Source organism: Streptomyces sp. NEAU-174, from assembly GCF_052665095.1.
Genome location: NZ_JBQTCE010000026.1, coordinates 70720 through 88632 on the forward strand (window position 1 = coordinate 70720; position 17913 = coordinate 88632).

At 70.3% G+C, this 17913-nt stretch carries 13 protein-coding genes; 11 read left to right on the plus strand and 2 right to left on the minus strand.

The features are described from left to right. Positions 1-4 precede the first annotated feature (4 nt). The 4 genes from ACT2CW_RS45515 to ACT2CW_RS45530 all read left to right on the plus strand — a co-directional run bounded on the left by ACT2CW_RS45515 (position 5) and on the right by ACT2CW_RS45530 (position 8068). Positions 5-3034: a CHAT domain-containing protein gene (locus tag ACT2CW_RS45515; protein ID WP_445520808.1), complete on the plus strand. Its 3030-nt coding sequence runs from the start codon at positions 5-7 to the stop codon at positions 3032-3034. A 229-nt stretch (positions 3035-3263) separates the two neighbouring features. Beyond that, positions 3264-5615 (plus strand): glycosyl hydrolase family 95 catalytic domain-containing protein, encoded by a 2352-nt coding sequence (locus tag ACT2CW_RS45520; protein ID WP_445520809.1) that lies wholly within the window; start codon positions 3264-3266, stop codon positions 5613-5615. Positions 5616-6040: 425 nt separating this feature from the next. Next, positions 6041-6934: a helix-turn-helix domain-containing protein gene (locus tag ACT2CW_RS45525; protein ID WP_445520810.1), complete on the plus strand. Its 894-nt coding sequence runs from the start codon at positions 6041-6043 to the stop codon at positions 6932-6934. Positions 6935-7072: 138 nt separating this feature from the next. Beyond that, positions 7073-8068 carry a 3-oxoacyl-ACP synthase III family protein gene (locus ACT2CW_RS45530; protein ID WP_445520811.1) on the plus strand — a complete coding sequence of 332 codons (996 nt, stop codon included), beginning with the start codon at positions 7073-7075 and terminating at the stop codon, positions 8066-8068. A gap of 10 nt (positions 8069-8078) precedes the next feature. On the opposite strand, the gene fabG is transcribed toward ACT2CW_RS45530, so the two are convergent. Beyond that, positions 8079-8783 carry a 3-oxoacyl-ACP reductase FabG gene (gene fabG / locus ACT2CW_RS45535; RefSeq protein ID WP_445520812.1) on the minus strand — a complete coding sequence of 235 codons (705 nt, stop codon included), beginning with the start codon at positions 8781-8783 and terminating at the stop codon, positions 8079-8081. A 103-nt stretch (positions 8784-8886) separates the two neighbouring features. Here fabG and ACT2CW_RS45540 point away from each other — a divergent pair, with 103 nt between their 5' ends. From ACT2CW_RS45540 to ACT2CW_RS45550, 3 genes are read left to right on the plus strand one after another with little or no spacing between them, the layout of a single operon-like run. After that, on the plus strand, positions 8887-10062 hold the full coding sequence (locus tag ACT2CW_RS45540; protein WP_445520813.1) for an FAD-dependent oxidoreductase: 1176 nt from the start codon (positions 8887-8889) through the stop codon (positions 10060-10062). Beyond that, the gene (locus ACT2CW_RS45545; RefSeq protein ID WP_445520814.1) at positions 10059-10913 is read left to right on the plus strand and encodes an alpha/beta fold hydrolase; all 855 of its coding nucleotides are present in this window, start codon (positions 10059-10061) and stop codon (positions 10911-10913) included. The genes ACT2CW_RS45540 and ACT2CW_RS45545 overlap by 4 nt, the downstream gene beginning before the upstream one ends. Then, positions 10913-13210, plus strand: a complete 2298-nt coding sequence (locus ACT2CW_RS45550) for an MMPL family transporter (protein ID WP_445520815.1) — start codon at positions 10913-10915, stop codon at positions 13208-13210. Before ACT2CW_RS45545 ends, ACT2CW_RS45550 begins: the two co-directional genes overlap by 1 nt. On the opposite strand, the gene ACT2CW_RS45555 is transcribed toward ACT2CW_RS45550, so the two are convergent. Continuing rightward, positions 13211-14059, minus strand: coding sequence for a sugar-binding transcriptional regulator (locus ACT2CW_RS45555; RefSeq protein ID WP_445520852.1), 849 nt, complete (start codon positions 14057-14059; stop codon positions 13211-13213). It abuts the gene before it with no gap. Here ACT2CW_RS45555 and ACT2CW_RS45560 point away from each other — a divergent pair. From ACT2CW_RS45560 to ACT2CW_RS45575, 4 genes are all read left to right on the plus strand, one after another. Continuing rightward, positions 13940-14404 (plus strand): SPASM domain-containing protein, encoded by a 465-nt coding sequence (locus ACT2CW_RS45560; RefSeq protein WP_445520816.1) that lies wholly within the window; start codon positions 13940-13942, stop codon positions 14402-14404. The genes ACT2CW_RS45555 and ACT2CW_RS45560 overlap by 120 nt on opposite strands. A gap of 12 nt (positions 14405-14416) precedes the next feature. Continuing rightward, complete coding sequence (locus tag ACT2CW_RS45565) at positions 14417-14773, plus strand: hypothetical protein (RefSeq protein WP_445520817.1); 357 nt, start codon at positions 14417-14419, stop codon at positions 14771-14773. A gap of 246 nt (positions 14774-15019) precedes the next feature. After that, positions 15020-15316 carry a hypothetical protein gene (locus ACT2CW_RS45570; RefSeq protein ID WP_445520818.1) on the plus strand — a complete coding sequence of 99 codons (297 nt, stop codon included), beginning with the start codon at positions 15020-15022 and terminating at the stop codon, positions 15314-15316. A 288-nt stretch (positions 15317-15604) separates the two neighbouring features. Continuing rightward, a complete protein-coding gene (locus ACT2CW_RS45575) occupies positions 15605-17782 on the plus strand; it encodes a hypothetical protein (protein WP_445520819.1) in 2178 nt (725 codons plus the stop codon). The last annotated feature ends 131 nt before the right edge of the window (positions 17783-17913 follow it).

Here is a 17913-nt window from a genome sequence, read left to right on the forward strand (position 1 = left end):
ACTGATGGACACTCACGCGTTACGGGAACTCATCGCCTGCGTGAATCGGGTGACCGAGACCGGCGACACCGGGCTCACCCTCGCGGACGAGATGGCACGGCCCCTCTCGGCTGTCTGGCAGAGCTGGGACGACGCGGACACCGAGTCGTCCCAGGTGCTGGGTGTCTTCCTCTTCTACCGCTATCTCGCGGCGCACGACCGAACCGACATGCTCATGGCCATCCGGACGCTCATGCCCTGTCTGCTGTACGAGGACATGGCCCTGCCGCCCGACATGCTCCCGTTCCTCGCCGACTACGGCGTCTGCGAGGCGGAACGGCTGCGCGAGGACGCCCGCAGCTCACCCGATCCCGCACGTGCCGAGCGTGCGGCGTTCGCCTGGCAACGCATCGTCATGGCGACCGAGGACGGCCATCCGCAGCGCGAGGAGCGGGAGCGGGCCCTGCGGAGGTCGCTGCGGCTGCTGGCCGCCCGGCGCGGCGACACCGCCCACCTCGACCAGGCCGTCGCCGCGGCACGCGCGGGCCTTGTCCCGCAGGGCCACCGGGACCGCCTCGCCACCTGTCATGAGCTCCTCCTGGCGCTGGAAGAACGCTACGAGGCGACGGGGAACGCGGAGGATCACGAGGCGGCGCTCCGGTGCGCGGAGGAACTGGCCGCATACGCACATTCTTCGGCGCGCGACGCCATCGGATGCTCCCTCCTCTTCTCCTTCGGCGAGAAGCTCTATCAGCGGTTCCTGCGCGATCCCGACACCGCGGACCTGCGCCGCGCCATTGGCTTCCTTCAGGATTCGGTCGAGTTCCCCGGCCCGCAGCTGCCGACCCGGCTGCTGGTGCTGTCGCGCGCCCTCAGCCTCTGGTCTGCCACCGCCCGGGACCCCGGCATCGTGACCGAGGCGATCGCCCGGGCCGAGCAGGCCGAGGAGCTGGTCCAGCGGAACCACCAGGACTACCCGCTCATCAAGTGGCAGATCGCCTCGCTGTACTTCGCGCGCTACCACACGACACACTCCGGCGACGACCTCGACCGGGCCGCGGCAGCGATCCTCGAGGCCACCCTGTGCCTGACCCGTGAGCTCCAGATCACCGCTCTCCAGTCCGACATCGCATTCGCCCAGTACGAGCGCACGGAGGACAGCGAGCACCTCTTCACAGTCCTCGCCCTGAGGAAACGCGTACTGCGCAAACTCCCCGAAGATGACAACTTCTCCCGGGCGGAGGCCCTCTACTCACTCAGCCAGGCCCAGCTGCACTGGTACCGGCGGACGGGCTCGCTCGGGGACCTGGACAGCGCGGTCGACAACGGCCGCGCCGCGCTTGACCTCGTGGCCGCGACCGACACGCGTCGCCGCCAGAAGTTCCTGTGCGGGCTCGGCAGAGTCCACATGACGCGCTTCGCCCTGCGCGGTGAGCGAGATGCCCTGCCCGAGGCGATCGACCGGTTCCGGGAAGCCGTCAACGACGCACCCGACCGCTACCTGCCGGTTGCGCTGCTCGCCGCCGCCCTCGGGTACCGGTACGACCTGACGCGGGACATCACCGACCTCGACGAGTCCATCGCCGCGGGCGAACGCGCCTTGGAGCTCGCCCCCGCCCAACAGCGGGCGGGCATCCTGCTCGATCTCAGCGGCGCCCGCCGGCTGCGCTTCGGCGGCACCGGCGACACCACCGATCTCGACCGCGCCAGGGCGGCGCTCGCCGAGGCGCGCGCCCTCCCCGCTCTCTCGGCCAGATACCGGATGCGGATCAGTCTGGAGCAGGCTGAGCTGGCGTCGCTTTCCACGGTGAATCCCGAGGAGAGGCTGTCGGCCTTCGAGGCAGCCGTCGAGCTGCTGTCCGAGGTCGGCCTGAGCAGCCCCCACCACGAGGACCGTGAGTTCATGCTGTCCGTCCACGCCGGCCTGGGCGCGAAGGCAGCCGACGCCGCCGTCGCGGCCAACCGCCCTGATCGGGCCTTGGAACTCCTGGAAAGGGCGCGCGGCATCCTCGCCGACACCATGCCGACGCCGGGATGGCGCGGCACTCGGGCCACCACCGCCCGCCACCTGTGCCGCAACGCCACCCGTGGCCCGATCGTCACGGTCAGTGCGATCGAGACCGGCGGTCTGGCGCTGCTCGTCACTCCGTCGGGTGTCCGCCCCGTCGCCCTGCCCGGCCTCAGGCTCCACAAGGCCAGGGCCCGGCACAAAGCTCTGGAGATGGCCCTCGCCTCGGGCGCCTGTGAGGACGTCCTCGACGTCCTCACCTGGCTCTGGCACACGGTCGCCCGCCCCGTGCTGGAGGCGCTGAAGGCCGCGGGGTGGCAGGGGGCCCGCCTCTGGTGGTGCCCGGTGGGGGTGATGTCGCTCTTCCCCCTGCACGCTGCGGGCGACGGCCACGACGGTGTCATGGACAGAGTGGTGTCCTCGTATCTGCCCACCGTCCGGTCCCTGCCCGCCGAGCGCCGACGCCCCGCCTCCCCGGGCAAGGCCCTCGTGGTGGCCATGAGCAGAACTCCCGGCCAGGCTTCACTGCTGGGTGCCGCATCCGAGGTGAACAGCCTCTCCCGGCTGCTCCCGGCCACGGTCCTGCACAACGAGCAAGCCACCCGCGACGCCGTCCTGACGGCCCTGCCCAGCACCCGGATCATCCATTTCGCCTGCCATGCGCAGGCCGACACCCGTGAACCCACCCGCAGCCGGCTGCTCCTCCATGACCAGCCACTCACCCCGAGAGATCTGCCGTTCGGCCTGGACGCCGACCTCGCCTACCTGTCAGCCTGCGCCACCAGCGATGTCCTCTTCCTCGGCGCCGACGAAGCCATGCACATCACCGGCGCCTTCCACTTGGCGGGCTTCCGCCATGTCATCGGCACCCACTGGCGCATCGCCGACCTGGCGGCGGCCGACATCGCCGACCACTTCTACACCGTCATCGCGGCCCATGGTCCCGACCACGCCGCCCAAGCCCTGCACACGGCCACCGCGGAACTCCGTCGCGCCCACCCCGACAGGCCCGACCTCTGGGCCTCCCACCTTCATGTAGGCCCCTGACACCGAACCGGGTGCAGTCTGCCCTGCCCCGCTTCGCCGGCTCACCGGGGTGAGTCGCGGCCATACATCGGTTGGTTGGCGTCCTCCATCGCCTCGATGTCGCTGAGCGGCCTCAACTCACCTGCGGATATGGGCTCTTCTGAATTCTGATACGTCGGAGGTCTTCCCCTGGACCTCATCGGCCTGCACCATGCCGGGTAGTTCACCACCGGATATGGGAGGCACATACGTGACCCCGACAACAGGGAACGGGATCTCTCGAAGAGGAGTGATCGGCTCGGCGGCCGTAGCCGGCTCGGCGGTCGCGCTCGGTGCCGGAGGGCCGCTGACGGGTTCCGGTACCGCCTGGGCCGCGCCCCGGGAGCCCGGCGGGTCGGGGAGCCTGGCCGAACGGCTGGCCAGGGCCGCGGCGCCGCGCTGGCGGCGGATGCCCGGCGACTGGAAGGACGGTCCCTTCCTGGCCAACGGTCTGCTCGGGGTGAGCGTCTACCGGGGCGCCACGGCCAACTCCGTGAAGGTGATGGTCAGCCACAATCAGGTACAGGACCAGCGGCCCCAGTGGGCCGCCACGTACGGCTACTCACGGCTGCCCATAGGGCATTTCGACCTCACGTTGGCAGGCGAGGTGACAGGGATCGACTGGACCCTCGACCTGTGGGACGCCGAGCTGCGCGGCACCGTCACCACCACCCGGGGCAGCGTCCGCTTCTCGATGCTGGTGCACAACGCCCGTACCGCGCTGCTGATCTCCACCCACCCCAGCGCGGGGGAGGAGAGCGCGGCCTGGTCGTTCACATGGATGTCCGCCACCTCGCCCCGGACGAAGGGCAAGCCCGCCGACTACACCGGCAACCCCGACCCCCGCACCGGCTCCACGGGCGACACCCATTACGTCGAACAGCCGTTGATCGCCGGTGGCGGGTGGACCACCGCCTGGCGCGAACGCCGAGTCGGCACCGGCAGGCTGCTCGCCGCGCATATCGTCTACCGCCACCCCGGCGACCTCTCGCGCACCACCGAACTCGCCGTGGCCGAGGTGGCGCGTACCCTGGCCGAGGATCCGGACGACCTGGTGCGCGAGCACCGCGGCTGGTGGAACCGCTTCTACGAGCGCAGCCTGCTCTCCGTGCCCGACAAGCGGATTCAGGACTTCTACTGGATCCAGCTCTACAAGGCCGCCTGCGCCACCCGCGCCGACGGGCCCTCGATGTCCGAGTGGGGACCCTGGTACCCGGAGACGGGCGGCAGCTGGACCGCGGTGTGGTGGAACCTCAACGTCCAGATCGCCACCTGGCTGATCCAGGGCTCCAACCACCTCGAACTCGACTCCGTCACCTCCACCTTCAAGAGCTTCGAGAAGAACCTGCCGCTGTCCCTCCCGCCCGAGATCCCGAACGAAGAGATCTACGCCCTGTCCCACCCCTCCGACTGGACGCTGCGCCCCGGCGCGCACACCGTCGGCGTCCCCGGTACCTCCACCAAGACCGACAACAACGGCAATCTCATCTGGGCCATGCACAACGTCTGGCTCAGCTACCGCCACACCATGGACATCCGCATCGTGCGCGACGTCCTCTACCCGATCCTGGTCAAGGCGGTGAACTACTACGACCACTTCCTGTACGAGGGCGGTGACGGCAAGCTGCATCTGCCGCTCACCCGGTCCCCGGAGTACGCGGACGCGGTGGACTGCACCTACGACCTTTCCCTGCTCCGCTGGGGCTGCGCCACGCTGCTGGACTGCCTGCGCATCCTCCGCACCGACAACCCGCGCGCCGGGCGCTGGCGGGAGATCCTGCGGCGGCTGGTCGACTACCCGCGCGGCGCGGACGGCGTCCTGATCGGCGCCGACGTACCACTCGCCGACTCCCACCGGCACTTCTCGCACATGCTGTGGCTGTACCCGCTGCATGAGCTGACCTGGGACCGGCCGGCCGACCGGGACATCATGCGGACCACGTTCGACCACTGGACCGAGGACCGCGACCTCTGGGCGGGATACAGCTACGCGGCGGCCTCCTCCATGGCGTCGCGGATGGGACGGCCCGAGGACGCCCTCGACTTCCTCACCACCTTCACCGGGAACCTCTTCGACGAGTCCTACATGGACTGCTACATGACCGCGAACACCATGTACGCGGAGGACACCAACCTGGGCATCGAGAGCCCGCTGGCCACGGCCCAGTCGATCCTCGACATGGGGATGCAGAGTCATGGCGGCGTCGTGCGGGTCTTCCCCTCCGTCTCACGGCGCTGGCCCGACGTCTCCTTCCAGGCCCTGCGCGCTCAGGGCGCGTTCCTCGTCGACGCGGACCGCGCCGGTGGCAGGACCCGGTGGGTGCGGGTGCACAGCGAGGCGGGTGCGCCGCTGGTGCTCCAGCACGGCATCGCCGGCGCCATCGACGTACGGGACGAGCACGGCCGCCGGCTGCGGTACCGGGAGACGGGACCCGGCCGTATCGAGATCCCGCTCGGCCGGGACGAGACGGCCGTCGTCGCCCCGAGCGGCAGCCACCCGGAGCTACGGCCGCGCGACGTACCGGCCGTCGGCGACGCGAAGCCGTGGGGACTGCCGGACTGAGCCGACGCCGGTATGGGGACCGCCGGACCGGGCCGGAGCAGCTGTGGGGGCTGCTCGGCCGGGCCGGCGCTCCCCGCCGAGCGGCCCGGGGCGGCGCCTCACGCCCCGGGCCGAGCCATGACGGCATTCCGGCCAGCCGTCCCCGGCCCCGGACGGCGGCCCCGGACGTCACTCCTGGCACGCCCCTTCCAGGATGTCCGCCGAGTGCGCCGGGCGCCCGGGCGTGATCCGGAGTTCTTCACGGCCCACGCGCACCGCGCTCTCATGCTGCACAACCTCCTCCCACTCGGAGCCGGGAACTCTGGCCGAACTCGCCCCGGCGATCAGGGGCGGCAATGCGATGTAAACGACACTGATCCGGATATTTTCTGAGCCATGTGCTCGGTCTCCGGCCGAGGCGGCCGTCCAGGATCGGAAGTTCGACCATGGCGACACATCAGGCCATTCGCTGGCAAGGGGATACCGGAACGTACGAGGTGGTCTGGGCCGCGCCGCACCAACGCCTCAGAGGGCAGGTGCTGTGCTACCGGGGCTATCGGGTGGAGATGACGAGCGGGCGCACCCGGCTGGAGGTGCCGGACGGCGCGGTGTCGGTGCTGCTGGGGCTGGGCGGGGATCTCCGCATCTCCAGCACCGCGCGTCCCGACGTGGCGCATCTGTGCACGAGCCCGGTGGTCACGGGGATGCGCAGCCGTGCGTGGACCGCCAGTCACAGCGGTCGTCTGTACGGGATCGAGGTGCTGATGACACCGCGGGCGGCATACGGCGTCTTCGGGGTCCCGCTCGGTGAGTTGACGGATCGGAACGTGGAACTGGGCGATCTGTTCGGCAGGGGCGCGATGTCGTTGCTCGAGCGCATCGCGTGGGAGCCGACGTGGTCGGGCCGGTTCCGGGTGCTCGACCGCGACCTCCTTCAGCGCATGGCGGCGGGACGCCGATGGGTGCCGCAGGTCGAATGGGCCTGGCGGGTGCTGCGCGACAGCCACGGCATGGTGTCCACGGCGGGGCTGGCGGCGGAGGCCGGCGTGAGTCTGCGGCATCTGGAAGGCCGCTTCCGTCAGCAGGTCGGTCTGTCGCCGAAGACCATGGCGCGCGTGTTGCGCCTGCAACGGGTGCTGCGACTGCTGGACAACGGTGCGCCCGCGGGGCACGCGGCGGCCGTCAGCGGGTATCACGACCAGTCGCATATGTGCCGGGAGATCAAGGCCATGACGGGCCAGACGGTCGGCGGATTCCTGGTTCTGCGGGGCTCCGTCAGACCGGAGCAGTCGGCCGCGGACCGGGTCCCGCGACAGGTCACCAGCGCCTTGCTCAAGTGAAGCGTTCGGATTTGTACAAGACGGGTTCCGGGCGGTCCGGGAAGCTTCAGTGACGGCTGGGAAGACCCACCTGGTATGTCCGGCCCGCAGGGGCAGCGGACAGGAAGACATCGGCATGCGCCCGAATTGGGGGAAGTCATGGAGATCAGCTTGGGCCTGTCCGGGCTTGGGCACGCGCTCGGCTCGACGGTGATCAGCAACCGGGACCTGGCCAAGTCCCTGGGTATGCCGAACGACTGGTTCGTCGAACGGACCGGAATCGAGGAGCGCCGCATATGCAGCGCCGACGAGGATGTCGTTTCCCTGGGGGCGGCGGCGGTGACCCGCGCCTGCGAGGACGCGTCCCTAGACCCCGACCGGCTGGGGAACGAGACCGTACTCATCCACATACAGAACGGATTCACCCATCTGACACCGCCGGCCGGTGTCGTGCTCGCCGGCCAGATGGATCTGAGCGGAGTGCGGGTACTGGGACTCGACGGAGTGTGCGCCGAGCCGATCGCGGCGCTGGAGCTGGCGACGCTCATGCTGTCGTCCGGGAGTTGCGAGCGGGTCATCATCTCCGCGGCCGTCGACTTTCTCACCTACATCAATCCCAAGGACCCCGACACCGCCGGTCTCTTCGGAGCCGGGGCGGGTGCCGTGATCATCTCCAAGGACACGACGGACATCCAGGAGATGGTGGTCCGCGGAATCCACTGGGAATCGCACACCGAGCACTGGCAGATGGGCGAGGTCGACATCCGGCACTTATGCAAAACCGACATCGGCGTCGACATCGCGGCCGGATTCTACGAGATGAAGGGGCAGTCCCTCTACCGCCAAGCCCTGCGCGTCCTTCCCCACGTGATCGACACCGTGCTCGGACAGGCCGACTGGAAGAACGAGGACGTCGAACTGATCGTCATCCACCAGCCGAACGCCAAGATGCTCCAGATGGGCTCCAAGAGGCTCGGCCTGAACCTCGACATCATGCCGCTCCCCGTGCGCCGACTGGGCAACATGGGACCGGCGAGCCTTCTGGTCAACCTCTCTCTCGCGAGGGACGAGGGCAGGCTGGCGCCGGGCACGCGCGTGCTGCTGCTCGCGTTCGGGCTCGGCTTCTCCTGCGGTGCCGCGGCCGTCGAGGTGTGATGGGAATGCGTCAATGTCCCATGGCCAGGCCGCCGCTGACGGGGAGAATCGCGCCGGTGACGAAGCGGGCCTCCTCCGATGCCAGGAAGGCCACCGCATGCGCCACGTCCTGGGGAGTCCCCATGCGTCCCAGCGGGGTGATCCCCACGAGCAGATCCCGCCGCTCATCGCTGATCCCGGCCGTCATATCGGTGTCGATCAGCCCCGGGGCGACGACGTTGACGGTGATACCCCTGGGGCCGAGTTCCCAGGCCAGTGACCGGGCCAGCCCGGTCAGACCGGCCTTCGAAGCGGCGTAGTTGGCCTGTCCCGGCGCGCCGAAGGTACCGACGACGGATGAGATGAAGACCATGCGGCCCCACCGGGACCTCGCCATTTTCCCGCTGACCGCCCTGGCGAGCCGGAAAACCCCCGTCAGATTCGTGGCCAGGACGCTTTCGAATTCCTCGTCGGTCATCCGCAGGATGAGTTTGTCATGGGTGACTCCCGCATTGGCCACCAGAATCTCTACCGGGCCGTAGAGTTCTTCGAATTCGGCCAGTGCCCGATCCACCTGGTCTTCATCCGTCACATCGCAACTAATTCCCGGAAAGTCGCCGGAAGGCGGTGACGACCGATACGTGACCGCTACTCGGTCGCCGCGATCGTGAAAGAGGCTGGCGATGGCGAATCCAATTCCCCGGTTCCCTCCGGTCACCAAGACAGCACGATTCATCGAGACCCCCAGATGTGGCCGACCTGAAACGGAGAATAGCAGGAGAATCGCCCCGATGTGAGAGACCGGGTCACATCCCGATAGCTCGGAAGGGAAGGAAGAAATGCGGGACCCGATTCTGATCGCAGGGGGCGGGGCCGCCGGAATGGCCGTCGCCCTGTCTTTGGCGAAGCGCGGTCGACCGTCGATCGTATTCGAACGGCCGGGGTCGACGAACGATATCGACCGGGGGGACATCATTCACCTCGGCTCCTCGTCGCTGCTGAGGGCATGGGGCGCCTGGGAATACCTGGAGGCGCGTTCTCCGACGTACTTCAGCCAGTTCAAAATCATCGACGGGGACGGGCGGCGGCTGCTCGGCGTCGATGTGCCGTCCCTGGCGGGCGACGGCCGGCGGCTGACGGCGCTCAGACATCCCGAGATCGTCCGCGGCCTTCGGGACGCCGCACAGGCCTGCGGTCTGGTGGACCTGCGGCGCGGTGAGCCGGTCATGGAGCTGTGCACGGCCGGTGGGCGGGTCACCGGTGTGCGCACGGCGCGCGGCGAGTACGGCGCACCGCTCACCGTGATCGCCACCGGCACCCGCTCCAGGCTGCGGGACGCCCGCTTCGGCCGGGCCACGGTGCGGGACTACGGCACCTCCTTCTACAACGCCCGGGTCAAGGCCCTCCCCGCCTACGAAGGGTGCGGCTACTACGTCGTGGACCGGCGCGGGGTGCTCGTCCTGGTCACCCTGCCGCACGACGAACTGCGCATCGGGATCCAGTTCCGCACCGCCGAGGCGGCCCAGCGGCCCTGCCGGGAGAACTTCGCGGAGCGCGCGACCCGGATCCTGCGCCCGCTCGGGCAGGAGACCCTGAGCCTGATCGACGGCCACGCCTACCGTCTGCGGGGGGTGCTGGCCGAACGGTTCGCCGCGCCCGGGGCCGTCCTGCTCGGCGACGCGGCCCACACCGTGCACCCCACCGGCGGCCAGGGCATGAACCTCGCCTTCCAGGACGCCGAGGCCCTCACCCGCCGTCTCGCCGCCGGCTGGGACCTGGAGAGCACCGACCGGGCGGCCGCGGAATACGCGCGGGAGCGGCGAGCACACGCGCGGCGGGTCTTCCGCCACGCGCACGCCGGGGGAGTCCTGGCCGGCCTCAGCCATCCGGTCGCCACCGGACTGCGCCGGGCCGGGGTGCGGGCGCTGGACCGGGCGACCCCGGTCAAGCACCTGGTCTTCCGGCAGTTCATCAACGCGCCGTCACCGGCCCGACCGGGCGGTGACCCGTCATGACGTCCCAGGCGGTGCGTCGGCTGCGCGACGAAGTGCGCCGGGACCGGGCCCTGGTGGAACAGGCCATGACCAGCGTGCCCCTGGCCGACGGGAGCACGATCCGGATGGCCAGGTTCGGCTCCGGCCCGGCGGTGGTGTGCGCGGCCACCGTGCCGGAGCTGGGCTTCGTCTACGCGCCGCAGATCCGGGCGCTGAGCGAGCGATACCAGCTCGTCCTCTACGATCCCCGGGTCAGCCGCTCGGCGCGGGTGAGCCTGGCGGACCGCGCCCGGGAGCTGACGGCCGTGGCCGACACGCTGGAGCGGCCTTCCGTACACATTCTGTCCTGGAGCGACGCGGGCGCCACAGCCTATTTGGCGGCCAGCCGCCACCCGGACCGTTTCGAGTCGGTGACCTTCATGGGGCTGCCCGATGTCTACGCTTTCCCGGGGCCGGTGACGCTCCTGGCCCAAGGCCTCTACCGGTGGCCGATCGAACGGGCCGTTCCCGCCTTCGCGCTGCGCCTCCTGCTGAGCCACTATCTCAGCGGGCCGCGGCTGCCGCGGGCATGGCTCCACGAAGAGGTCCGGCGGATCGACGCGCTCCCGCGCTACGTCAGGCACAGCGTGCTCCCGCTGATGCTCGAACACCGCCCGGTCCACGGCGAGTTGCCCATGCGGTCGCTCATGATCATGGGCGACCGGGACCGGCTGGTGCCGCTCCGCAGGATGCGCGCCATGGCGAAGGCTCTGGGCCCCCGGTGCGAGCCGGTCCTGGTGCCCGGTGGTGAGCACATCCTGGGGTACGGCGCCCCGGGGCCGGTCAACGAGGCGCTGGACCGCTTCTACACCTCGGTCGGGACGGCTCGCTGATGGACACCGGAGTACGCGCACGCGACACGCGGAAGCCCGCCGACGAGGCGGTCGGCCGCGGCCGGGCCGGAGCGTGGCTCGCCCGCAGACGGTGGCGGATGCTGCTGGCCGGGGCCCTGCTGACCGTGCTGGCGGTCCCCGTCGCCCTGGGCGCCGAGAGCCGTATGACGTCCAGCCAGTTCGTGGCGCACACCGAGGCGGCTACGGTCGACCGGATGCTGGACGAGGAGTTCCGCGCCGGCGATCCGCACATGGTCGTGCTCGCACGGGCCGAGGGGGGCGTCGACGCCGCCGGGACACGTACCGCGGTGCGGTCCCTGACCACGGCGCTCCGGCACCGGCCCGGCGTGACACAGGTGCGCTCGTACTGGGACTCCGGGCATCCCCGCAGACTGCGGTCGAAGGACGGCAGGACCGGGCTGCTGCTGGTGCGGCTGCGCGGCGGAGACGAGGACCGGGCCGCCCGCGCGGGGGAGATCCTGCCCCTGGTGTCGGACGCCCGGTGGGGGCCGCTGCGGTTGTCCGTCACCGGTGAGGCGGCGGTCCAGGCGGCGCTGAAGGAGCAGATGCAGCACGATCTGGTGCGGGCCGAACTTATCGCCCTGCCCGGCGCCCTGGTGCTGCTGATCCTGGCCTTCGGGAGCGTGGTGGCCGCGCTGCTGCCGCTGGGGGTCGGGGTGCTGACGATCCTGGGCGCGCTGTCGGCGCTCAGCGGGCTCGCGGCCGTCGTCGATGTGTCGGTGTTCTCGCTGAATCTGGTGACCGCGGTCGGCCTCGGCCTCGCGATCGACTACAGCCTGTTCATCACCACCCGGTTCCGGGAGCAGCTGGCGCACGGCGACAGTGTGCCCGCCGCCGTGGCCACGGCGGTGGCGACCGCCGGCCGTACGGTGTGGTTCTCCGCGCTCACCGTCGCCTTCGCCTTCGCCGCCCCGCTGGTCTTCCCGTCCATGCGTTCGCTGGCGTACGCCGGAATCCTGGTCACGCTTCTGGCGGCAGTGGTCGCCACGACCGTGCTGCCCGCCGTACTGGCACTGCTCGGCTCCCGGGTGACCAGGCTGGATCCGCTGCGCCGGTGGCATCGCACCCGTCCGCTGACCGCGCACGAGGGCGGTTTCTGGTACCGCTTGGCGCGGGCGGTCATGCGCAAGCCGGTGCCGGTCGCACTGGCCGTCGTGGCGCTGCTGACGCTGCTCGCCGCCCCCTTCCTGCACGCCAGGTTCGGCCTGGACGACGACCGCGCGCTGCCGGCCGGGCACGCGGTCCATGCGGCGGGTGAGCGGCAGCGCACCGAATTCGCGGCCGCCGGCTCCCCGCCGGTGACCGTGGTGCTGAAGGGGTTCGACCCGAGCGCCTCCGCACCCCGGAAGGCCCTGGCCGACTACGCGCGCCGGGTGTCGGCCCTCCCCGCCGTGCGCAGCGTCACCACGGTCGGCGGCACATACGCCCACGGGCGGCTGGTGGACCCGGCCGGCCGTGGTGCGGACGCCCCCTACCGGGCGCGGGCCGGCACCTGGCTGGAGGTCGCCACCACCGCGGGACCGTACACCCGGCCGGGCACCCGCCTGGTCCAGCGGCTGCGCGCGCTGCCCGCGCCGGTCGCTCCCCTGGTGGGAGGGGCGGCCGCGGAACTGGTGGACACCGAGGACGAACTCCTGGCCCGGATGCCCTGGGCGCTGGCCGTCATCGGGGTCACCACCTTCGCCCTGCTGTTCCTGTTCACCGGCGGCTTGCTCATCCCCATCAAGGCCATCGTGCTCAATCTGCTGTCGCTCACCGCGACCTTCGGCTCCCTCGTCTACGTGTTCCAGGAGGGACATCTGCGGTGGCTGGTGGGCGACTTCAACCCCAGCGGATACATCGACGTCGGCATGCCGATCCTGATCTTCTTCGTGGCCTTCGGGCTCTCCATGGACTACGAGGTCTTCCTGCTGTCCCGGATCGCCGAGGAGTACGCGGTCACCGGTGACAACGGCCTCGCCGTCGCGCGCGGACTGCAACGGACCGGACGGCTGATCACCGCCGCCGCCGCGCTCTTCGCGGCGGTGCTCATCGCCCTGGCCACCTCCGGTGTCTCCAGCCTCAAGACGCTGGGGGTGGGGCTGGCCCTCGCCGTCGTCCTGGACGCCACGCTCGTCCGCGCGCTCCTCGTACCCGCCCTGATGCGCCTCCTCGGCCGGGCCAACTGGTGGAGCCCCGCGCCACTGCGCCGCTTCGCCGGCCGGTTGTCGCACGGAGACCGGACGCACGACGCCGGCGGCCTCTCCGGTGGCGAAGCGGACCCCCGTCGGCATTGATCAACGTTGTTCGGCCAGCAGCTCCCGGGCCACCTCCACATCGGTGATCAGCACGTTGACCCAACCGCCACGCACCGCGCCCCGGATGGCCGACACCTTGTTCACACCGCCCGCGACGCCGATCCGTCGCTCCACCGCGCGCAGCCGGTCCGGCTCGATTCCGATGAGGCGGTCGTTGAACGGGGCGTCGAACGGCTTCCCGGAGATGTCGAAGTAGCGGGTGCAGACATCTCCGACCGCGCCCAGTTCCCCGAGCCGCCACTGGTCCTCGGTGGTGATGGCGTTGCCCGACCGGCGCAGCAGGGGCGAGGGCTGGAGGGTGCCGATGCCGACGAGCACCTGGGTGAGACGGCTCCAGGCCTTCATCGTCTCGGTCATGAAGGGCTCCTGGGACAGCAGATCGCGCAGCTCCCGACTGCCCACCGGCGCGGCGGACGGAGCGAACACCGGCCGGGCGCCGGTGAGTTCGGCCAGCCGGCTGGTGAGCCGGGTGGCGTGCAGTTGCACTTCGGCGCTGCCGGAGCCACCGACGAGCTGGACGACTTCCCGGGCCACGGACGAGGTCTTGGCCCGCATGACGTTGAAACCGCCGAGCTTGCAGGAGTAGGAGCCCTTGTTCATCAGGACGATGGTGGCGGTCGTCCCGCCGTCCTCCGGCACCGGGAGCGCGTCCTGGCCCGTGGCGAAAGCGGCCTCCAGGTTTTCGGTGCGGCAGCGCTCGACACCCGCATGCGCCCTGCCACCGCCTTCGGCGTCGGCCTGCCCGCCACCCGACTGCTTCTCCGCGGCGCCCGCCTCCGAGCCCCCCTCGGCCTTGGCACCGGAATCAGGCTCGGCAATATCTTTAATCAACCATTTGACGAAATCTTCTTCAGTGAGCGAAACCGTGCCTATGTGGAGACGATGGACGTCGAAGCTAACAACGATGTCTGCCGATCGTGCGAGGTCCGTTTTTTGTGTGGAGGCGGCTGCAAGGCCAACACACTACACTCCATCGGCGACCACCGAGGGGTTGACCTCTATTGCGGCTACCTCAGGACCACTATCACTGACGAGCTCTTCCGCTCGTGTGGTGTTGAGGTGGAATCGGAGCAAGTCCCGACTGGAAGCAATGAGACAATCTTCTTGGGGATGCCGGATGTCGGCGGCGCGGGCGACAATTTCAGTAAGACCACAATGCCTACCAGTGTCTGACGGGAGTAGCACATGTCCCAACCACCGACGAGCAAGCGGGAATTTCATCTGGTTCCCATTGACCCTGACGGTGAATACATCACCGCTGCCGAGCGCGTCGTGCAGGAAAAAGGGATCCCCGGGTTCACTCAGACTGTGCGCCCAAACGCAGGCGAGTTCGCCCCGGAAGAATCGCTCATCATTGACGATCTACAGGACTTGCTCCCCGAGCAAGTGCATCTTCCAGAGAAAAATCCGTTCCTTACGCTGCGCACCGAGGTGCCTGTAGACGGCGGAAACGGCGGCCCAGAATTGCGCGAATGTAAATGCGAGTGCGGCCTTTCTGGTTCCTGCGGCGGAGGCGGCGGTGGGGGCTCTCATCTTGTATGACTGGGATCCCCTCCCAGCCCGAAGATCGGGCCCGCATGATCAACGCGCGGGTGAAGACCGTGCACGATAAGCCCGCTTGCCGCTGGTTTCGTCCTACGTCGCCGCCCTGATCGCACTGCTGGCGACCGTGCTCGGGTTCCGTCGCAGGAGCGGTCCGCCGCACGCCGTGACCGACATGCACGGCAGGCGCAGCAGCGGGCGGAACTACGGCAGGTCTTCGTCCGCTTCCTCACCCGGCTCGCCGCGATGCGCCGTCTTCAGAACGTGCGCTCGGTGCTGCGGGAGGCCGACGCGTCCGAGGCGGAGCAGTCGGCCACCAAGCAGGCCGCGCTCGAAGCGCGCACCGTCGTCGGCGAGGCCCTGACCGAACTCCAGCTGCTGACCGACGACCCGCGGGTTCTTCAGCTCGCGGTCCGCGTCGTCGATGTCACCTTCGCCCTGCACGAGGCCTCCGACCGGGCCGACCGTGACCGGCGCGGCGACCTCGCCCGGGCCGCGCACGACGACTTGGTCGCTGCGGTCGGCCTGCTCGTACGGGCCTGACCCCTGCCCCGCCCTCGGCCTCCGCACTTCGCACTTCGCACTTCGCCAAGGATCGCTGGCGCCCGGATCAATCACGTCCGGGGCCGGGACCGGCACGGGAGGTTGGGCGTTCTGGTGCTGCTGCTGGCCTACAACCGTCACAGCACGGAGGTACCGAGTGATCCCGCTGCCGCCGCACGGCAGCGGGGCGCGCACCGCACCAGGAAAGGCGTGCTGGAGCACGGCCGAGGACCGTAGCACCCCGCTCTGTCGAGTGATCTTCGATGCGTCTATCGCATGTCGCACACCATGCGGACGCGCGTCAGGCCCACCATCCTCACCCTCGCTGCCACCGACACGGTCGTCACCACCCTGCGGGCAGCCATCCAGGCGCTCCCCGTGGGGGGCGAGGATCGCACCGGCTACGGACGGACGAAGCACTGGGTGGATGAGGACGCAGACGGCTGCACCACCCGCCACGAGGTACTGCTCGCCGAGGCGGTCGTTGCGGTCTGCCGCACCGTGCGCAAGCGGGGCGAGCTCGCCCGCGATCTGCGCGCGGACCCGGGCCTGCTCACCGGGGGTGGCGCCCAGGGCTCGGCCCAGATGGTCCGGTTCATCGACGCCCTTCCCGCCCGCGGCGCGCGAGCCGTCGTCCGGCCGACGTGCCCCGGGTGCGGCCGAGAGGGCGTCTACGCACCGCTGAACGACGTGCGTGTGTGCCGCTCGTGCCTGAGCCGGAAGCGACGGGAGCCGTGTGGGCGCTGCGGGAAGGAGCGTCCCGTCGGCAGCCGGGACATGGGCGGGACGGCGGTATGCCACCCGTGTCTCCGGGCGGACCCGGCCAATCACGAAGCCTGCTCCGGCTGCGGCCGCCTCGCGTGGATCGTCCGGCGCGTCCAGCAGGGCGGATTGTGCGGCCACTGCTACCGCCTCCCGGTGGCGGTGTGCTCGGCGTGCGACCGCACCCGCCCCTGCCTGTACGCCACGACCGACCACCCGCGGTGCGAGCCGTGCAACAACCGGCTGCGCGAGACAGTCGTGTGTTCAGCCTGCGGGCGCGAGCGCCCGGTGGAGACACGCGGGCCCGACGGGCAGCCGCTGTGCGCCAACTGCGCCCGCGCACGCCGTCACCAGCCCTGTTCGCAGTGCGGCCACCGCCGCCGGGTCGGCCATCGCACCGCGGACGGGGCCGTGCTGTGCCGGGCCTGCTTCGCCACCCACCCCGACTCCCGCCGCCCATGTCAACGCTGTGCGGACGTGACGCGGCTGCACCACCGGGGCCTATGCCCCTCGTGCGCGCTCGCCGACCTTCTCGACCACCTCCTGGCCGACCCCGACGGCACGGTCCCCTCCCGCCTCGGCCCGGTCGCCGCGTGCCTGATGCGAGGCGAGCCCACCCCCACGCTGCGCTGGCTGCAAACGCACCCCGGCCCTCCGGCCGCCCTGAAGGCCCTGGCCACCTCCGGCGAACCGGTCACCCACCAACTCCTGGACGGCCTGCGCCCCGCAGCCACGGTCGCCTACCTGCGAGCAGCCCTCGTGGCTGACGGCGTTCTGCCCCCACGCGACGAACAACTCGCCACGCTGGAACGGTGGCTGCCGCGAGAACTAGCCCGCCTGGAGACGGCAGCGGACCGGCAAGCGGTCCACTCGTTCGCGACCTGGCACCACTTCAAACGCCTGCGGCGCCTTCCCTCCACCACGCCCACCACCTACTACCAGGCCCTGTCAGCCCGCCGCGACATCCAGGCCGCCACCTCCCTGATCCGGTGGCTGCGAGATCGCGGCACCAGCCTCGCCGACGCAACCCAGCACGACATCGACACCTGGCTCACCGGCACCCACTACCTGCGCTACGTCGCCAGCACCTTCGTCTCCTGGGCCGTCACCCACCGCCGCGCCCAGAGCATCTCCCGCACCAACGGAGACGGCCCCATGCCCGTGATCGGCCACGACCGCCGCTGGGCCCTGGTGCGCCGCCTCCTGCACGATGCGGACCTGACCGCCGCCACCCGCGTCGCGGGTCTGCTCCTACTGCTCTACGCCCAGCCTGTCAGCCGTACCGCCCGGCTCCGCCTGGACCAGATCACCCGCACCGACGACACCGTCTACCTCGCCCTCGGCCCTGTGCCGACCGCCCTGCCCGACCCCCTGGCCCAGCTCGTCCTGGACCTCGCCGACCGCCGTCACGGCCACGGCACTCTGGGCCGCAGACCCGACCACCCCTGGCTGGTCCCCGGACTCAGCGCCGGAGAACCGATCTCCGCATCCCGCCTGACCATCTCCCTCAACAAGCTCGGCATTCGCGCCCGACCCGCCCGCAACACGACCCTGATCGAACTCACCGCCGAACTTCCGCCCGTCGTCCTCGCACGTCTCCTCGGCCTGAACATCAACTCAGCCGAACGCTGGTCCGCCGAAGCCGCCGCTAACCGCACCACCTACGCCACCGACCTGGCCCGCCGTCCCGGCCGCGACGCCTAACCACCGAACAGCGCTCCCCGCCGCGTCCTCGCCCGCACCCTGGACATCCACACCGACCGCCGTCGCTTGGCAGCGGCTCTCCGCTGGGGACTGGGGCAACTACGCAGCCGAAGTCAGCCGCCTCTACTCAC